The 16,426-nt window shown below is 64.5% G+C and carries 26 protein-coding genes; 13 read left to right on the top strand and 13 right to left on the bottom strand.

The genetic code is table 11. The annotated features are described in order from the left end of the window. Nucleotides 1-3 precede the first annotated feature (3 nt). The 12 genes from CJO11_RS10075 to CJO11_RS13195 form a co-directional block, all read right to left on the bottom strand. On the bottom strand, nt 4-351 hold the full coding sequence (locus CJO11_RS10075; protein ID WP_095012595.1) for a YbaN family protein: 348 nt from the start codon (nt 349-351) through the stop codon (nt 4-6). A 3-nt stretch (nt 352-354) separates the two neighbouring features. Beyond that, nucleotides 355-762 (bottom strand): SufE family protein, encoded by a 408-nt coding sequence (locus tag CJO11_RS10080; RefSeq protein ID WP_095012596.1) that lies wholly within the window; start codon nt 760-762, stop codon nt 355-357. Between the two features lie 46 nt (nt 763-808). After that, nucleotides 809-982, bottom strand: coding sequence for a hypothetical protein (locus CJO11_RS13295; protein ID WP_169829179.1), 174 nt, complete (start codon nt 980-982; stop codon nt 809-811). Further along, the gene (locus tag CJO11_RS10085) at nt 979-1,227 is read right to left on the bottom strand and encodes a hypothetical protein (RefSeq protein WP_095012597.1); all 249 of its coding nucleotides are present in this window, start codon (nt 1,225-1,227) and stop codon (nt 979-981) included. Before CJO11_RS10085 ends, CJO11_RS13295 begins: the two co-directional genes overlap by 4 nt. Before the next feature lie 28 nt (nt 1,228-1,255). Continuing rightward, nucleotides 1,256-1,522 carry a hypothetical protein gene (locus CJO11_RS10090; RefSeq protein WP_095012598.1) on the bottom strand — a complete coding sequence of 89 codons (267 nt, stop codon included), beginning with the start codon at nt 1,520-1,522 and terminating at the stop codon, nt 1,256-1,258. Continuing rightward, nucleotides 1,519-1,851, bottom strand: a complete 333-nt coding sequence (locus CJO11_RS10095) for a hypothetical protein (RefSeq protein ID WP_095012599.1) — start codon at nt 1,849-1,851, stop codon at nt 1,519-1,521. The genes CJO11_RS10090 and CJO11_RS10095 overlap by 4 nt, the downstream gene beginning before the upstream one ends. After that, nucleotides 1,851-2,162: a hypothetical protein gene (locus CJO11_RS10100; protein ID WP_205651060.1), complete on the bottom strand. Its 312-nt coding sequence runs from the start codon at nt 2,160-2,162 to the stop codon at nt 1,851-1,853. The genes CJO11_RS10095 and CJO11_RS10100 overlap by 1 nt, the downstream gene beginning before the upstream one ends. 26 nt (nt 2,163-2,188) lie before the next feature. Further along, the gene (locus CJO11_RS10105; RefSeq protein WP_240504437.1) at nt 2,189-2,482 is read right to left on the bottom strand and encodes a hypothetical protein; all 294 of its coding nucleotides are present in this window, start codon (nt 2,480-2,482) and stop codon (nt 2,189-2,191) included. Between the two features lie 24 nt (nt 2,483-2,506). After that, nucleotides 2,507-2,887 (bottom strand): envelope stress response membrane protein PspC, encoded by a 381-nt coding sequence (pspC, locus tag CJO11_RS10110; protein WP_095012600.1) that lies wholly within the window; start codon nt 2,885-2,887, stop codon nt 2,507-2,509. After that, nucleotides 2,884-3,183 (bottom strand): envelope stress response membrane protein PspB, encoded by a 300-nt coding sequence (pspB, locus tag CJO11_RS10115; RefSeq protein ID WP_095012601.1) that lies wholly within the window; start codon nt 3,181-3,183, stop codon nt 2,884-2,886. The genes pspC and pspB overlap by 4 nt, the downstream gene beginning before the upstream one ends. Before the next feature lie 3 nt (nt 3,184-3,186). After that, a complete protein-coding gene (gene pspA, locus CJO11_RS10120; protein WP_095012602.1) occupies nt 3,187-3,891 on the bottom strand; it encodes a phage shock protein PspA in 705 nt (234 codons plus the stop codon). Between the two features lie 224 nt (nt 3,892-4,115). Beyond that, nucleotides 4,116-4,298, bottom strand: a complete 183-nt coding sequence (locus tag CJO11_RS13195) for a hypothetical protein (protein ID WP_150125017.1) — start codon at nt 4,296-4,298, stop codon at nt 4,116-4,118. A gap of 122 nt (nt 4,299-4,420) precedes the next feature. Here CJO11_RS13195 and pspF point away from each other — a divergent pair, with 122 nt between their 5' ends. The 9 genes from pspF to CJO11_RS10165 all read left to right on the top strand — a co-directional run bounded on the left by pspF (nt 4,421) and on the right by CJO11_RS10165 (nt 12,929). Beyond that, nucleotides 4,421-5,449 (top strand): phage shock protein operon transcriptional activator, encoded by a 1,029-nt coding sequence (pspF, locus tag CJO11_RS10125; RefSeq protein ID WP_095012603.1) that lies wholly within the window; start codon nt 4,421-4,423, stop codon nt 5,447-5,449. A 153-nt stretch (nt 5,450-5,602) separates the two neighbouring features. Further along, nucleotides 5,603-6,157 carry a ribosome maturation protein RimP gene (gene rimP, locus CJO11_RS10130; protein ID WP_095012604.1) on the top strand — a complete coding sequence of 185 codons (555 nt, stop codon included), beginning with the start codon at nt 5,603-5,605 and terminating at the stop codon, nt 6,155-6,157. 5 nt (nt 6,158-6,162) lie between these two features. Then, nucleotides 6,163-7,836 carry a transcription termination factor NusA gene (gene nusA, locus CJO11_RS10135; protein WP_095012605.1) on the top strand — a complete coding sequence of 558 codons (1,674 nt, stop codon included), beginning with the start codon at nt 6,163-6,165 and terminating at the stop codon, nt 7,834-7,836. Next, complete coding sequence (locus tag CJO11_RS10140) at nt 7,817-8,560, top strand: DUF448 domain-containing protein (protein WP_095012606.1); 744 nt, start codon at nt 7,817-7,819, stop codon at nt 8,558-8,560. Before nusA ends, CJO11_RS10140 begins: the two co-directional genes overlap by 20 nt. A gap of 23 nt (nt 8,561-8,583) precedes the next feature. Then, complete coding sequence (gene infB / locus CJO11_RS10145) at nt 8,584-11,100, top strand: translation initiation factor IF-2 (RefSeq protein ID WP_095012607.1); 2,517 nt, start codon at nt 8,584-8,586, stop codon at nt 11,098-11,100. Further along, nucleotides 11,097-11,510: a PaaI family thioesterase gene (locus CJO11_RS10150; protein WP_338064635.1), complete on the top strand. Its 414-nt coding sequence runs from the start codon at nt 11,097-11,099 to the stop codon at nt 11,508-11,510. The genes infB and CJO11_RS10150 overlap by 4 nt, the downstream gene beginning before the upstream one ends. Next, on the top strand, nt 11,507-12,043 hold the full coding sequence (locus tag CJO11_RS10155) for a DUF1697 domain-containing protein (protein ID WP_095012608.1): 537 nt from the start codon (nt 11,507-11,509) through the stop codon (nt 12,041-12,043). The genes CJO11_RS10150 and CJO11_RS10155 overlap by 4 nt, the downstream gene beginning before the upstream one ends. Continuing rightward, nucleotides 12,043-12,438, top strand: coding sequence for a 30S ribosome-binding factor RbfA (rbfA, locus tag CJO11_RS10160; protein WP_095012609.1), 396 nt, complete (start codon nt 12,043-12,045; stop codon nt 12,436-12,438). Before CJO11_RS10155 ends, rbfA begins: the two co-directional genes overlap by 1 nt. Further along, a complete protein-coding gene (locus CJO11_RS10165) occupies nt 12,435-12,929 on the top strand; it encodes a GNAT family N-acetyltransferase (protein WP_095012610.1) in 495 nt (164 codons plus the stop codon). Before rbfA ends, CJO11_RS10165 begins: the two co-directional genes overlap by 4 nt. Here the strand turns inward: CJO11_RS10165 and CJO11_RS10170 are convergent. Continuing rightward, a complete protein-coding gene (locus tag CJO11_RS10170) occupies nt 12,926-13,495 on the bottom strand; it encodes a YceI family protein (protein ID WP_240504438.1) in 570 nt (189 codons plus the stop codon). The two genes, CJO11_RS10165 and CJO11_RS10170, sit on opposite strands and share 4 nt — an antisense overlap. Before the next feature lie 97 nt (nt 13,496-13,592). Here CJO11_RS10170 and CJO11_RS10175 point away from each other — a divergent pair, with 97 nt between their 5' ends. Genes CJO11_RS10175 through truB form a run of 4 tightly spaced genes read left to right on the top strand, consistent with a single transcriptional unit; the run spans nt 13,593 to nt 16,426 of the window. Then, nucleotides 13,593-14,168 (top strand): thymidine kinase, encoded by a 576-nt coding sequence (locus CJO11_RS10175; RefSeq protein ID WP_095012612.1) that lies wholly within the window; start codon nt 13,593-13,595, stop codon nt 14,166-14,168. After that, nucleotides 14,165-14,704 carry a GNAT family N-acetyltransferase gene (locus CJO11_RS10180; protein WP_095012613.1) on the top strand — a complete coding sequence of 180 codons (540 nt, stop codon included), beginning with the start codon at nt 14,165-14,167 and terminating at the stop codon, nt 14,702-14,704. The genes CJO11_RS10175 and CJO11_RS10180 overlap by 4 nt, the downstream gene beginning before the upstream one ends. Before the next feature lie 28 nt (nt 14,705-14,732). Then, nucleotides 14,733-15,416, top strand: coding sequence for a site-2 protease family protein (locus CJO11_RS10185; protein WP_095012614.1), 684 nt, complete (start codon nt 14,733-14,735; stop codon nt 15,414-15,416). After that, nucleotides 15,413-16,426 carry a tRNA pseudouridine(55) synthase TruB gene (gene truB, locus CJO11_RS10190; RefSeq protein WP_095012615.1) on the top strand — a complete coding sequence of 338 codons (1,014 nt, stop codon included), beginning with the start codon at nt 15,413-15,415 and terminating at the stop codon, nt 16,424-16,426. The genes CJO11_RS10185 and truB overlap by 4 nt, the downstream gene beginning before the upstream one ends.

The following is a 16,426-nucleotide window of genomic DNA, read 5'->3' on the forward strand; positions in this document are numbered from 1 at the left end:
GTGTTATTCGTTGCGGGTAGCGATCCACGTTCCGGCGATCACCAGGATCGCGATCGAGATGTAGTACCACGGCTCGCCGAGCGTCGCGTAGGTCACTACTGCCCCGGTCGCCATCGCGCCGATCGCCATCGTCTTGGCGCGGCGGCTGATCGCGCGACGTTCGGTCCAGTCGCGGACCTGCGGGCCCCATGTCGGATGGTCGAGGATCTTGCGCTCCCACTCGGGGTTAGAGCGGGCGAAGAAATAGACCGCCAGCAGCAGGAACGGCACTGTCGGCATGATCGGCAGAACAGCCCCGATCGCGCCGAGCAGGACCATGAACAGGCCGAGGCCGAAATAGAGGTGCCGCACGGGTCAGCCGCTGGCGATGCGCGCCGCGTGCTGCTTCACAAGCGCGATCATGTTGGGCACGCCCTGCGTCCGGTTGGAACTGAGCTGGTTTTTGAGGTCGAACGGCTCGAGTGCGGCGGTCACGTCCATCGCGGCGACCTCGCTTGCGGGCAGGCCTTCTACTGCGGAGACCACCAACGCGACGATCCCCTTGGTGATCGCGGCGTTGCTGTCGGCGAGGAAATGCAGCTTGTCGGCATCGCCGGTGGGATAGACCCACACCAGCGCCGAACAGCCGCGCACCAGCGTCGCGTCGGTCTTGAGCGCGGCGGGCATCGGCTCGAGCTCGCGCCCCAGTTCGATCAGCAGGCGGTAACGTTCGTCGGCATCGAGGAAGTCGTATTCCTCGGCAATGTCGGAAAGGGTGCGCATGGTGGGGGAGGTAGGGCGCGAGGCCGGGAAACGAAAGGGCGAATGCTCAGCCCGCGATCCCGCCCGGGCGGGTGAGGACGTAGTAGATCACGTAGAACCACCCGAAGAATCCCTGGATCATCGCCCAGATGATCGATTTGTGCAGGCTCCACGAAATCGCGATGGCGAGTGCGCTGCCGAAACCGATCCCGGCTTCGGTAACCCGGACCGAATGGCTCACAGGTCCACCCCGCTGGCGATCGCTTCGAGCTTGCGGATGCGCTCCTTGAGATCGGAAATCTCGATCCGCGCGGCACCCATCGCGTTGCCGCCGTCCGGCTCGGCAGGTGTACGGTGAACGGTGCCACCGCGTTCAAGCTCGTGCTCCTTCAGTGACAGCCAGCCTTGCCAGCCCCGCAGCGCCACGAAGGCCACGATCGCGACGGCGATCAGGGCGGCGGCGGAAACGATGATCTGTTCGCTCATGACAGGAATATCTCCCTAAACGTGTGCGTCAGCGGTCGCGCAGCGCCTCGATCTCGTCCGCAACGCGGCGCGATTCGAGGGCGTTGGTGGAATTGGCTTCGGTAGTGATGCGTTCGAGCACCCGGACGCGCTCGCGCAGGTCTTCGACCTCGTGGCGCAGGGCAACCTTTTCAGCATCGTCCTGCGGCGCGATGTGGTGCATCCGCCTGCCGACACTGGTGTTGTAGCGGACGATCCGCATCACGGTAAACGCGATGATCGCGGCGATCGCGACGACGGCGGAAAAGAAGCTCATTGCATATGTTCCTTGTCGCTCAGGCGATTGATTTCGTGGGTCAACTGGTAGCCGCTGTCGGTGACGATCCGCTCGACGGTTGCCAGGCGATCCTTCATCGAGCCGAGTTCGGCGCGAAGCTGTGCATTCTCCTGCGTGACCAGCCGGACTCGCTCGTCAGCATCCGCCGTGTTGGTGGGGCGCAGCGGCTGGCCCCACATGCTTTGCAGCGGGTAGCCATTGCGGATTTTCATCTTTGTGGTGTGGACCCAGCCGAAAATTCCGGCCACCGACACCACCACCGCAGCGGCCAGCGCAACGATGATCAGGATGAAGATTTCTTCGGGCATCACACGCGTTCCCGATTCTGCAATTGATCGAGTTGGACACCGCTGCCTTCGTCGACCCGGCGCTGGTCGCGCAACGCCTCGATCTGGGTGGCGACGTCGTAGCCCTTGTCGGTCACGATGCGTTCGAGCACGCGGACACGGTCTTCGAGTTGCTGCACCTTGCTTGAGTACTGCGCGGCCTTCTCCGCGGTTTGCTCCGCAGTAGTGGTCACCTGCATCTCGGCGATCTTTTGTTGGTGCCTGGTCCAGATCGCCAGCATCGGAATGCCGAACACCATTAGAACCGAGACCATGCCAATCAGGTCACCCATCGCTCAATACCCCTTCCCTTGACGGCCTATTCGACCGGCTCGCGCTGGCCCATCCGGTCGTCGATGCGCTGCTGGTCGCGCAGTGCCTCGATCTGGGTGGCGACGTCGTAGCCTTTGTCGGTCACAATGCGCTCGAGCACGCGAACGCGCTGTTCGAGGTCGGCATTGTGGTTTGCATAGAGCGCCGACTTCTCTGCCGCCGCCTGGCTGGTTCGGTCGAGCTTGCGTTCCTCCAGCCGGTTGCGCTGCTTGAGCCAGATCACCCCAAGGATGAAGGCAAAGACCATTGCGGTCTGAACAATGTCACCAAAATCGTGCATCCGTTCGTTCCTTCGCTAAAGTGTTCAGCGCAGCCGTTCGATTTCGGCGGATAGGCGCGGGTTGCTGGATACGTAGTAGTTTTCGACGTCGGCCAAGCGGCGGTCGATATCGCGGAACCGGCCACGGATCTCGCGCGCGGTGCGCTTGGGGCTTTGCCGCACGCGCTGCCAGTACTTGGTCTCTTCCTGGTCGACGTAAAGCTCGGGCGGCTTCTTGTTCAGCAACAGGCCGGCGATGAAGTACCCGGGAAGGGTGATGCCCGATAGCGGGGTGAACAGCGAGGCGATCATCCCCAACCGGACCCACAGGATGTTGACTCCGGTGTAGTCGGCGATCCCGGCGCAGACGCCCATCAGCTTGGCGTTCTGCTTGTCGCGATAGAGCATGGTGCGGGGCGAATTCACGAGCGGGCTCCTTTCTTCTCGGCCATCATGCGCTCGAGCTCTTCGAGCGGAGCGTTATCGACTTCGCGATCGTGCATCAGGCGTGCAGGGCGGAAGTCGGCGTTGTCGCTGGCGACGAGGCGCTCGACCGTATCCATCCGTTCGTCGAGCCGCTTGGCGAGGCTGTAGAGTTCCTCCAGCAGCGCCTCGTCGTCGGTGGTGATGGTCGCGGCGGTCTTCCACCGTGTGATGTAGTGGAGCACGATCCACGGAATGGCGATGAAGCAGGCCGCGACGAAAAATCCATCGAGATCCATTGTTTATTCCCCCTTCGTCTTGGCTTTGTCGTCGTTGCCGCCCTTGCCGAGCGCGCGTTTCATCTCTTCGAGTTCCTCGTCGATCTTGTCGCTGCCCGCGAGGGCGGCGATTTCGTCGGCGAGGGTCGGCTTGCCGGAACTGTCGGCGATGCTCAGTGCATCGGCACGGCCTTCGGCGTAGTCGACCCGGCGTTCGAGCTGGTCGAACCGGGCGAGCGCGTCGTCGGTCCGCTCGTTGGTCATCAGGCTGCGCAGCTTGACGCGGTTCTCCGCGCTTTCGAGCCGCGCGGCGATCGCCGTCTGGCGGCTGCGGGCCTCGCGCAGGCGGACCTGCAACTTGTGGATGTCCTGCTCGTAGGCGCGCAGCGCGTCGTCGAGCACGCCGATTTCCTGCTTGAGCTGGTCGGACAGGTCGGCGGCCTTCTTCTTTTCCACCAGCGCAGCGCGGGCGAGGTCTTCGCGATCCTTGCTCAGCGCCAGCTGCGCCTTTTCCGCCCAGTCGGCCTGGAGCCGGTCGAGTTTGACGGTGTTGCGGTGCATCTCCTTCTGGTCGGCGATCGTGCGTGCGGCGCTCGCGCGGACTTCGACCAGCGTCTCCTCCATCTCGAGGATGATCATGCGGATCATCTTGGCCGGGTCGTCGGCCTTGTCGAGCATGTCGTTGAAGTTGGCCGCGATGATATCCCGGGTGCGGCTGAAGATGCCCATGAAAGCGACTCCGTAGTTGGCGAGGTCCCGCTCGGGGCGGGTGGACTGGGTGGGGGTGGGGCTGCGGCGCAGGCGCTCGACCTCCTCCTCGATCCGACTCAGGCGCGGGGCGCCATCGTCGGATGAGGGGCGGGCCGGAGCGCTGTCGGAACGGGGGGACTCGGTCCCGTCCGACGTCGGGGGCGCGCGCTCCGGCCCAAGGGGATCAGGCGGGGTGGACTGGTTCACGCCAGGACCACTGCGCTGACAGGGGCTTCCGCGGCGTGCGCCGGGGTGGCCTGCAGCTGGCTGGAAAGGGCGACGAGCGCGGTCATCGCCATCACGCTGGCGACGGCGGCCTGGCCCAGCTTGGTGCGAAGGAAACGGCGGTCGAACATCTCTACAAACTCCCATTGGATTACGTTCACCTATCAGCAAGCCGCGTGCCAAACCGGAAAACATATTAAAATACAGAGACATGATGTTTTTCGACGAACGACATGTTGGTTTGGATTGCCAAGAATCGGGAATATCCACTATTCATTGGTAAATGGAGCGCGAGAACCAGTTCATTGGCCAGTCCGGCGCCTTCCTCGATGCGGTCGAGCGGACCAGTCGTGCCGCGCCGATGCAGCGCCCCGTGCTGGTGATCGGCGAGCGCGGGACGGGCAAGGAACTGATCGCCGAACGTCTGCATCGTCTCTCCAACCGGTGGGACGAGCCGCTCGTCACGATGAACTGCGCGGCGCTTCCCGAAACGCTGATCGAGGCCGAACTGTTCGGCCACGAAGCCGGTGCGTTCACCGGTGCTACCAGAGCGCGCGCCGGAAGGTTCGAGGAAGCCGACAAGGGGACGTTATTTCTCGACGAACTGGGTAGCCTGTCGATGCAGGCGCAGGAACGGCTGCTCCGCGCGGTCGAATACGGCGAGGTTACCCGGATCGGATCGAATCGCCCCCTGCGGGTCGATGTGCGGATCGTCGCCGCCACCAACGAGGACCTGCCCGGCCTCGCCGCGCAGGGAAAATTCCGCTCCGACCTGCTCGACCGGCTGAGTTTCGAGGTCATCACTCTGCCGCCGTTGCGGGTGCGCGAAGGTGATATCGGCGTGCTCGCCGAATACTTCGGGCGGCGCATGGCATCGGAACTGCGGTGGGAGAACTGGCCCGGCTTTGCCGACCACGTTTGGGACCAGATGGAAAACCATCCCTGGCCGGGCAACGTGCGCGAGCTGCGCAACGTGGTCGAGCGGGCAGTCTATCGCTGGGACGATCCGGAAAGCCCGATCGGGCATATCGTGTTCGATCCGTTCGACAGCCCTTGGAAGCCGTCACCGCCGGCCACCCGCACTGCCGGAGAGCGCGAAGCGGGGGCGGCAGCCCCGTCCACGCCCCGTGCGCCCGATCTCGATGCGGTCGATGATTTGCGCGCCGCGGTCGAAGCGCACGAGCGGCAGATCGTCGAACATGCGCTGGGTCGCCATCGCTGGAACCAGCGACAGACCGCCAAGGCGCTGGGGCTGACGTATGACCAGCTGCGGCACTGCATAAAGAAGCACGGGCTGACCGACGACGGCTAGGCGCGCATTCGCGCTTGCCTTTCGTCCGGCGCGCGCCTATCTGCCCCTCATCCCGACATTGTCGCGACACTGGAGGGGCTGGCGCCGCGAGGGGCCGGCCACGAACGGCTTGAGCCATCCAGCTGTCACTTCGATGCCGGATATGGAGATTTGATGGCCGATATCGCGCGCCTTGTCGAACTGATCGAACCCGAAGCCAAGGCGCTCGGCTTCGAACTCGTGCGCGTGAAGATGATGCCGTCCGAAGCCGGCGACGGCGGGCAGGCGCTGCAGGTCATGGCGGAAGATCCCGCCACCGGCCAGTTGGTGATCGATCAGTGCGCAGCGCTGAGCCGCCGCGTGTCCGACGTGATCGACGCGCGCGAGGAAGCCGGCGAAGTGCTGGTCGAGGGTGCCTATCACCTCGAAGTTAGCTCACCCGGAGTCGACCGCCCGCTGACCCGGTCGAAGGACTTCAGCGAGTGGGCCGGACACGAAGCGAAGATCAGCATGGCCAAGGGCTGGGACGGCCAGCGATCATTGCGCGGGCTGCTTGTCGGCATCGCCGGTGACAATGTCACCATCGAAGACCGCAAGGCGGGCGAAGTGACCGTCCCGCTTGCACAAATTCATTCCGCGCAGCTCGTCCTCACCGACGCGCTGATTGCAGCCACCCAACCGATCGACGCCAGCGGCGCCGAAGAAGTATTCGAAACAGAGGAAGACTGACGACAATGGCCAGCGCAATTTCCGCCAACAAGGCCGAGCTGCTCGCGATCGCCAACGCGGTCGCTTCGGAGAAGATGATCGACAAAGCGATCGTCATCGAAGCGATGGAAGAGGCGATCCAGAAGAGCGCCCGCAACCGCTACGGCGCGGAGAACGACATTCGCGCCAAACTCGACCCGCAGACCGGCGACCTGCGCCTGTGGCGCGTCGTCGAAGTGGTCGAGGAAGTCGAGGACTACTTCAAGCAGGTCAATCTGGAGCAGGCGCAGAAGCTCGAGCCGGGTTCGCAACTGGGCGACTTCATCGTCGATCCGCTGCCGCCGGTCGACTTGGGTCGGATCGATGCGCAAAGCGCCAAGCAGGTGATCTTCCAGAAGGTCCGCGATGCCGAGCGCGAGCGCCAGTTCGAGGAATTCAAGGATCGCGCGGGCGAAGTCATCACCGGGGTGATCAAGTCGGTCGAATTCGGCCATGTGATCGTAAACCTTGGCCGCGCCGAAGGCGTGATCCGCCGCGACCAGCAGATCCCGCGCGAGGCCGCCCGCGTGGGTGAGCGCGTCCGCGCGCTGATCACCAAGGTGGAACGCAACAATCGCGGGCCGCAGATCTTCCTCAGCCGTGCGCACCCCGATTTCATGCGCAAGCTGTTCGCGCAGGAAGTGCCCGAAATCTACGACGGCATCATCGAGATCAAGGCCGCTGCCCGCGATCCGGGCAGTCGCGCCAAGATCGGCGTGATCAGCCGCGATTCGAGCATCGACCCGGTCGGCGCGTGCGTCGGCATGAAGGGCAGCCGTGTGCAGGCGGTGGTGCAGGAACTCCAGGGCGAGAAGATCGACATCATTCCGTGGAGCGAAGACACCGCGACTTTCGTGGTCAACGCGCTCCAGCCGGCCACTGTCAGCCGCGTCGTGCTCGACGAGGAAGACGGGCGGATCGAAGTCGTCGTGCCTGACGACCAGCTCAGCCTCGCGATCGGTCGCCGCGGCCAGAACGTGCGCCTCGCCAGCCAGCTGACCGGTCACCAGATCGACATCATGACCGAGGAAGAAGCCTCCGAGAAGCGCAGCAAGGAATTCGCCGAGCGCTCGAAGATGTTCGAGGAAGAACTCGACGTCGACGAAACGCTCAGCCAGCTGCTCGTCGCCGAGGGCTTCACCGAGCTCGAGGAAGTTGCCTACGTCCAGCTCGACGAATTGGCGACGATCGAAGGCTTCGACGAGGAACTCGCCGAAGAACTCCAGAGCCGTGCAATCGAAGCGCTTGAAAGGCACGAAGCTGCTGCGCGCACCGAACGCCGCGAACTGGGTGTGGAGGACGACCTCGCAGAGATTCCGCACTTGACAGAGGCGATGCTCGTCACGCTCGGAAAGGCGGGGATCAAGACGCTCGACGATCTCGCCGACCTCGCGACCGACGAACTCATCGCCAAGAAGCGCGAAGCGCCGCGCCGCCGCCAGTCGGCCACCGCCGACGGCCCGCCGATGCGCCGCGATCGCCAGCAGCGCCCCGAAGACAAGGGCGGCGTGCTGGGCGAATACGGCTTGAGCGAAGAGCAGGGCAACGAGATCATCATGGCTGCCCGCGCGCACTGGTTCGAGGACGAGGAAGAGGCGCCTGCCGCTTCCACCGACGGACCCGACACCCAGGAGGCCGCCGATGCGGACTCCCCACAATGAGCGCCTGACGCCCGACATCGCTGATGCCGCACAGGGCAAGGCCGCCAAGGCCCTGCCCGAGCGGCGCTGCATCCTCTCCGGGGAGACCGACGCGCGCGACAAGCTCGTGCGGCTGGCGATCTCGCCCGACGGTGTCGTGCTGCCCGATCCGCTGGCCAAGGCCCCCGGCCGCGGCGCGTGGATCGGGGTCGACCGAGCCGAACTCGAAGCGGCGATGGCTGCCGGGAAAGGCGGCGGCCGCCTCAAGGGCGCGCTTGCCCGCGCGTTCAAGGGCGCGGCGCTTTCGGTTCCCGACGACCTGTCGCAGCGGGTGGAGGATGCCCTGACGCGCACATTGCTCGACCGGTTGGGTCTCGAAATGCGCGCCGGCTACCTTATCTTGGGTTCGGACCGGATCGCAGAGACGGCCCGGGCCGGGGCCATCGACCTGCTGCTGCACGCTGCCGACGCCAGCTCTGACGGTAGCCGCAAGCTCGACCAGGCATGGCGGGTCGGGCGCGAACGCGAAGGCTCGGGCGAAACCGGGGTGACCTTGCCTCTGGACCGGGCGGCGCTGTCTGTGGCATTGGGCCGCGACAATGTCGTCCACATGGCGCTCGCCGATCCCGGCGCGGCCGCGCGGGTCTCCTTGGCCCTCGAGCGCCTGATGCATTTCCTTGGCGGCGAGAAAGCCGCGCCGAATGGCGGAGCACCGGGGGACCGGCAAACCGCGACGACCGATTGAATTTGAAGGACGAAACGAGTTTTATGAGCGATAGCAACGACACCCCGCGCACCCGCAAACCGCTTGGCCTCAAGCGGTCGGTGGACGCAGGCGAGGTCAAGCAGACCTTCAGCCACGGCCGCACCAACAAGGTGGCGGTCGAGGTCAAGCGCCGCCGCAAGCTCGTCAAGCCCGGCGAGGAAGCGGCTGCCCCGCCTCCGCCGCCGCCCCCTCCGCCGCCTGCAGCCGAGGAGCCCAAGCCCAAGGCTGCGCCGAAAAAGCCGGCAGCGCCCAAGGAAACCCCGCAGGAGCGGGTTGCCCGCCTGCAACGCGAAGCCGAGGAAGAACGGCTGCGGCTGGCTGAAGAGGCCCGCAAGCGCGACGAGCAGGACGCCCGCAAGCGCGAGGAAGACGAGAAGCGTCGCGCTGAAGCCAATCGCGAAGCGGAAGAAGAAGCCGAACGCCAGGCAGCCGAAGAGGCCAAGCGCGCGGCGGAAGCACCGGCCGAAGCGGACGATACCGGCGACGCCGAGAGCGGCGGAGCCGCACCGTCTCCGCGCCGGTTCACTCCGGTTGCCCGCCCCGAGCCCAAGCGCCCGGCGGAAAAGGAAGCCAAGAAGAAGGACGACAAGCGTTCGCGCGGCGATGATCGCGGCGAGCGCACCGACAAGCGCCGCTCGGGCAAACTGACCGTTACCAAGGCGCTCAACGAAGACGAAGGCCGTCGTGCGCGCAGCCTCGCTGCCTTGAAGCGCGCCCGCGAACGCGAACGGCGTGCCCAGGGCGGCCCGCAGCAGAAGCGCGAGAAGCAGGTCCGCGACGTGATCGTGCCAGAGGCAATCACGGTGCAGGAACTCGCCAACCGCATGGCCGAGAAGGGCGCGGACCTGGTGAAGGCGCTGTTCAACATGGGCATGATGGTCACCGTCAACCAGACGATCGACCAGGACACCGCCGAGCTGCTGGTCGAGGAATTCGGCCACAACATCGAGCGTGTTTCCGAAAGCGATGTCGACATCAACACCACCGAGGACACCGATCCGGAAGAGACGTTGAAGCCGCGTCCGCCGGTGGTGACGATCATGGGCCACGTCGACCACGGCAAGACGAGCCTGCTCGACGCGCTGCGCGGGACCGACGTAGTGAAGGGCGAGGCCGGCGGCATCACCCAGCACATCGGTGCCTACCAGATCACCACCAAGGGCGGCGAAAAGATCACTTTCCTCGATACCCCGGGCCACGCCGCGTTCACCGAAATGCGCGCCCGCGGTGCCAATGTGACCGACATCGTGGTGCTGGTCGTGGCGGGTGACGACGGGATCATGCCGCAGACGATCGAGGCGATCAATCACACCAAGGCGGCCGGCGTTCCGATGATCGTTGCGATCACCAAGAGCGACGCTGGCGAATACAATGCACAGAAGATCCGCGAACGCCTGCTCGAGCACGAAGTCATCGTCGAATCGATGAGCGGCGAGGTGCAGGACGTGGAAGTCTCGGCCAAGACCGGGGCGGGCCTCGACGAACTGATCGAGAAGATCACGCTGCAGGCCGAACTGCTCGAACTCAAGGCGCGGCCCGACCGTGACGCCGAGGCGACGGTGATCGAGGCTCAGCTCGACAAGGGCCGCGGCCCGGTTGCGACCGTGCTCGTCACGCGCGGTACATTGAAGCGCGGCGACACGTTCGTCGTCGGAACCGAGAGCGGCCGCGTGCGCGCGCTGATCGACGACAAGGGCAAGCAGATCAAGGAAGCCGGCCCGTCGATGCCGGTCGAAGTACTCGGCCTCGGTGGCGTTCCAGGTGCGGGCGACCAGTTGACCGTGGTCGAAAACGAACAGCGCGCCCGTGAAGTCGCCCAGTATCGCCAGGAAAAGGCGACCGAGAAGCGCACCGCGCTGGCCCCCACCAGCTTCGACACGATGTTCAACAACCTCCAGTCGAACGTCATCGAGTATCCGGTGGTGGTAAAGGCTGACGTGCAGGGTTCGGTCGAAGCGATCGTCAATGCGCTTCACAGCATCTCGAACGACGAGATCAAGGTGCGCGTGCTCAATGCGGGAGTCGGTGCGATCACCGAAAGCGACGTGACACTGGCGGCGGCCAGCAAGGCTCCGATCATCGGCTTCAACGTGCGCCCCAACCCGAAGGCGCGCGACCTCGTGAAACGCGATGGGGTGCGGATGATGTACTACGACGTCATCTATCACCTGACCGAGGAAGTCGCGAAGGAGATGGCGGGCGAGCTCGGGCCGGAGCGGATCGAGCATGTCGTGGGCCGGGCCGAGGTCAAGCAGGTGTTCCCCGCAGGCAAGCGCGACAAGGCGGCCGGGCTGCTGGTCGAGGAGGGCGTCATCCGCAAGGGGCTGCACGCGCGGCTTACCCGCGATGACGTCATCGTTTCGGCGACCACCATCGCATCGCTGCGGCGTTTCAAGGACGACGTGGACGAAGTCCGCGCAGGCCTCGAATGCGGCGTGGTCCTCGAGGACACCAACGACATCAAGCCGGGCGACCAGCTCGAGGTGTTCGAGGTCGAGGAGCGTGAGCGCACGCTGTGACACTGGAGAAGGACGCCCTCGGCCACGCTCATGCCGAGCTGATGGGCGTCGAATTCGACAGCTTCGACCGGGAGCGTGAGGAAGTCACGTTGCGCTTCCACGCGCCGGACAGTTTCATCACCCCACGAGGCAGTGTGCAGGGCGGGCTGATCGCCGGGTTCCTTGATGAGTTGATGGGCTGGGCGCACGTCTGGGCGACCGACCAGGCCGAGGCACCGCTCTACCTTGAAATCAGCATGACCCTGCTCAAACCAGTCCCTGCCGGACCACTGTTCGGCAAGGGCCGCGTCGTGCGGCGCGGCAAGCGGGTGATCTTCCTGGAGGGCGAGCTGTTCGATCCCACGGGCAACTTGCTTGCCCGGTCGACCAGCACCGCGATCCCCACGCCGCGTCCGGTTGCAGATCGATGACACGCTACGTCGCCCTGCTCGGATCGATCAATGTCGGCGGGAACCGGCTGAAGATGGCCGATCTGCGCGAGGCGCTCGAGCGCGAAGATTTCGAAAGCGTGGAAACGGTGGTCGCCAGTGGCAATGTGCTGTTCGACCACGACGAGCGGCCTTCGGATGGGCTGGCCGAGAAGCTCGCCTGGGTCGTCGGTGACCGGTTCGGCATCGATACATTCGCTGCCGTGCGCACGAAGACCGAACTGGAGCAGGTGCTGGCGGAAAGTCCGTTCGCCGGAGCTAGCGAAGACAAGCTCGTGCATGTCCACTTCCTCGCCGGCCAGCCGACGCGCGCTCAGTTCGATCGCCTGGTTGCCGATCATGCCGGGCGCGGGTCCGAAAAGCTTGCGCCGGGCACCCGCGCGTTGCACATCGATTTTACGGACGGCGTGGCGGGCAGCAAGCTGACAAGCACCTTCATCGAGCGTCGGCTCGGCTACAAGGGAACGGCGCGCAACTTCCGTTCGATCGCAAGGATAATCGAGAAGTTCGCCTGATGGCCCGCAATCAGTCCACTCCCGAGCAGCAATCGGTCCGCGTCCTGAAAGTGGGCGAGCGGGTGCGGCATATCCTCAGCGAGCTGCTCGCCCGCGGCGAAGCGCACGACGATGTGCTGACGGCGCATTCGGTCTCGGTCACCGAAGTGCGGATGACGCCGGACCTCCGCAACGCCATCGCCTATGTCAAGCCGCTGCTCGGGATCGACGAGACCGACGTGCTCAAGGCGCTGCGCACCAACACCGCGTTCTTCCAGCGCGAAGTTGCCAAGCGGCTCGGCCTCAAGTTCGCGCCCAAGCTGCAGTTCCGCCCCGACGAGAGCTTTGACGAAGCCGACCGGATCGAGAAGCTGCTCAGCGACCCGCGCGTTACGCGCGACCTCGACGACGCATGAGCAACGAGGCCGATTGGCAGTTGCGGACCTTTCGCACAGGCGACATGGGATTGATCACCGCCCGCCAGTCGATCCTCTACGGTGAAGGCTATGGCTGGGGTCGGTCGATGGAGGCGCTGATCGGCGAGATATCCAGCGCGTTCCTGCGCAATTTCAAGGATGGTCGCGAGCAATGCTGGATCGCCGAGCGCGACGGCCAGATGCTAGGCGCAGTCTTCCTCGTCGAGGACGATGCCGAAACCGCGCGCCTGCGCCTGCTCCATGTCGAACCCGAAGCGCGCGGGATGGGCATTGGCAGCGCGCTGGTCCATCAGTGCACGGACTTTGCCCGTGAGGCGGGTTACCACCGGATCGTGCTCTGGACCCACGCAGTGCTGCACAGCGCGCGGCGGCTTTACGCTGCGGAAGGATACGTGCTCACGGGCAGCGAAACCCATGACGATTTCGGCAAGCCCGAAGTCAGCGAACACTGGCTGCTCGAACTCGCCTAACCGGTGCGGTCAGGCACCATCCGTGCCTTGATCGTGATATCGACATTGCGCCCTACGATCAGCGAATAGGCAGTCATCCCGAATTCTCGCCGGTCGATCGTGGTGGTTGCAGTGAACGAAATCGGCTCGGCTCCCTGCATGTCCTTCGGAGGACGATCGAACGCCACGGATAACGTCTCGGGCCGGGTAACTCCGCGTGCGGTGAGGGTGCCCGATACTTGCGCTTCGCGGGGACTTGTCAGCTTCATGCTGTCGCCGACGAAACGGATCGTGGAATACTTGTCGACCCAGAAAAACTTGTCGCTCTTGAGCCGCTTGAGCGTGACCGAATCGCCTGCAATCAGGGCCCGTGCATCGAGCGTAACGTCGAGTTTGATGTCCCGTGGATCACCGGGCACCAACGAGATGCTGCCGCTCATCTTGGGAAACCCGGCGTCCTTGTGGCCGAGGAAGAAGAACGCCACTCGCGCGGAGACGTCGCTCCCTTCGGGATCGAGCGAATAGTGATGCGAAACCGGCGTCGCCGCAATCAGCAGCAGGGCCGGCAACACGGCGATGGAACGCAAACTGGATCTCCCCGATGCATACTGACGGCGACAAACCTGCGGATTGTGCGCTGCCATGCTTCCTTCCAATGACCGAACGGGCCTATGCGTTCCCTGAATGGCCAAGCTCTATTTCTATTATGCGAGCATGAACGCAGGCAAGAGCAGCACGCTGCTGCAGGCTGCGTTCAACTATGGCGAGCGCGATATGCGAGTCAGCCTGTGGACGGCTGCGATCGATGACCGGCCCGGGTTCGGCGCGATTTCCAGCCGGATCGGCCTCGCCAGCGATGCGCACCGGTTCCAGGCGGACACCGACATCGCCGGGCGGGTGCTTGAGGAACACGAGGAGGCCGAACTTGCCTGCGTGCTGGTCGACGAAGCACAGTTCCTCACAAGGGAGCAGGTCTGGCAACTCGCCGGACTGGCCGACCGGCACGGCATCCCGGTGGTGTGCTACGGCCTGCGGACCGATTTCCAGGGCGAGCTGTTCCCCGGTTCGGCTGCTCTGCTCGGGATTGCCGATGCACTCGTCGAGCTCAAGGCGGTGTGCCACTGCGGGCGCAAGGCGACGATGAACTTGCGGGTCGATGCCAGCGGTAAGGCGGTGAAGCAGGGCGCGCAGACCGAGATCGGCGGCAACGACCGCTATGTCGCGCTGTGCCGCAAGCATTTCACTCAGGCGCTGCAATGACCGACGACCGGCTCTATGTTGCGCTGAGCAGCGGAGACCTGAAGCTGGTCCCTCTCGCCGAGGAACATCGCGAGCCGTTGCGGAAAGCCTGCGCCGAAGACCGGGAGATCTGGCAGATCTACGGCAATTCCTATCTTGGCGATGCGTTCGATGCGAATTTCGACCGCCTGGTCGGCAATCTCGATCGCCGTGGATACGCCATAGTCGAAAATGGCGTGCTCGTCGGGATGACTGCATGGCTGGCCTACGGCGAGCCGGGCTGGTCGATCGAAATCGGCAACACCTATTATATCCCTTCGAAGCGCGGCACCGGGCTGAACCGGCGGGTTAAGGCACTGATGCTCGATCATGCCTTCGCGTGCGGGCTGATGCGGGTCGTGTTCAAGGTCGATGCGGTCAACGCCCGGTCGCGCGCGGCGGTGCTCAAGCTCGGCTGCACAGAGGAAGGCACGATGCGCCGCGAACGTGTCACGTGGAACGGACGGGTGCGCGATACCGTGATCTTTTCAGTCCTTGCCGACGAATGGGCTGGTTGAGCGGGGAAAGGCACCCTATCTCCTGCCCATGTCCGATACTCTCCAGCTCGCTATCCTGCTGATTCCCTGCCTGATCGTGTCGATCGTGTTCCACGAGGTCGCGCACGGCTACTCGGCGCTACTGCTCGGCGATCCGACCGCGCAGGAGCGACGGCGGCTGTCGCTTAACCCGCTGCGCCACGTCGACCCGGTGGGCACGCTGCTGGTGCCCGGCGCGCTGGCGCTGTTCGGCGGGCCGGTATTCGGCTGGGCCAAGCCCGTTCCGGTCAACTTCCGCCGCCTGTCAAACCCGCGCGTCGGCATGATGCTGGTCGCGGCGGCTGGTCCGATGACGAATTTCGTATTGGCGGCGGTCGGTGCGGTGCTGCTGGGGCTCTATGCCGGCTCTTTCGGCCTTGCTGCGGCTGGCCCGGGTGCATGGTTCCCGACGATGATGCAGCTGTTCATCACGATCAACGTGTTCCTCGGCCTGTTCAACCTGCTGCCGCTGCCGCCGTTCGATGGATCGCACATCGTCGAAGGGCTGCTGCCGCGCTCGCTGGCGGCGCAATATGGCCAACTGCGCCAATTCGGGATGTTCCTGTTCGTTGCGCTGATCGCGGCAACCTGGGCGTTTCCACAATATGGCATTATCGAACACGTGGTCGGTCCGCCGGTGAACTGGGCGCTCGGGCACTACCTCGCGCTGGCGCAGGCGGTGGCCGGAAGGTGAACGGCGCGAAGCCCGCCCCCAACGGCTGGCTGATCCTCGACAAGCCGCGCGGCCTTGGCTCGACCCAGGCGGTCGGGGCGGTCAAGCGCAACTTGCGCACCGGCGGATATGCCGGGACCAAGGTCGGCCACGGCGGCACGCTCGATCCGCTGGCCGAGGGAGTACTTCCGATTGCGCTGGGCGAAGCAACCAAGCTCGCCGGGCGGATGCTCGATAGCGACAAGATCTACGAATTCACGATCCAGTTCGGTGAACAGACCGATACCCTCGATGCCGAGGGCGAGGTTGTCGCGACAAGTCCATCATTTCCTTCACTGGAACAAGTCGAGGGTATCCTCCGACACTTCATCGGACCGATCCGACAGGTTCCCCCGAAATATTCCGCCCTGAAGATTGATGGACGGCGCGCATATGACCTCGCCCGGGCAGGCGAAGAAGTTGCCCTTGAAGCGCGGCAGGTAACCATACATTCGCTTAAGTATATTGGGTGCGTGGTGGAGGATGTGGAGAGCAGGGTCAGACGCAAGGAGCCGTCAGACCTCGGCGAGCGGATCGTCGAAAATCTCAACCGCAATGTCGCAAAGCGATGGCTTCGATCCATCTCTCTCCGGGCAAACGTCAGCAAGGGCACTTACATCCGCTCGCTTGCACGCGATATCGCGCACGCCCTTGGAACGGTCGGCCACGTCACCTATCTCAGGCGCACCAAGGCCGGGCCGTTCAGCCAATCCCAAGCGATTTCGCTGGACTTGCTCGAGGAAATCGGTAAGGGCGCGGCGCTTGAAGACCATCTCCTGCCGTTGGAGGCGGGGCTGGACGGTATCCCGGCCCACGATCTCGATCCGGAAAGCGCGCAGGCGGTCCGCCAGGGCCGGGTCCTTTCCGGAATGCCCCATCCCGACGGGCTCCTGTTTGTGCGATCAGCCGGCGTGCCGGTCGCGTTGATGGAAGTCTCGCAGGGGACGGCGAAAGTCGTCAGGGGATTCAATTATCCCGATACCGCGGAGTAA

The sequence above is a fragment of the Tsuneonella mangrovi genome (assembly GCF_002269345.1).
GTDB classification, from domain to species: Bacteria; Pseudomonadota; Alphaproteobacteria; order Sphingomonadales; family Sphingomonadaceae; genus Tsuneonella; species Tsuneonella mangrovi.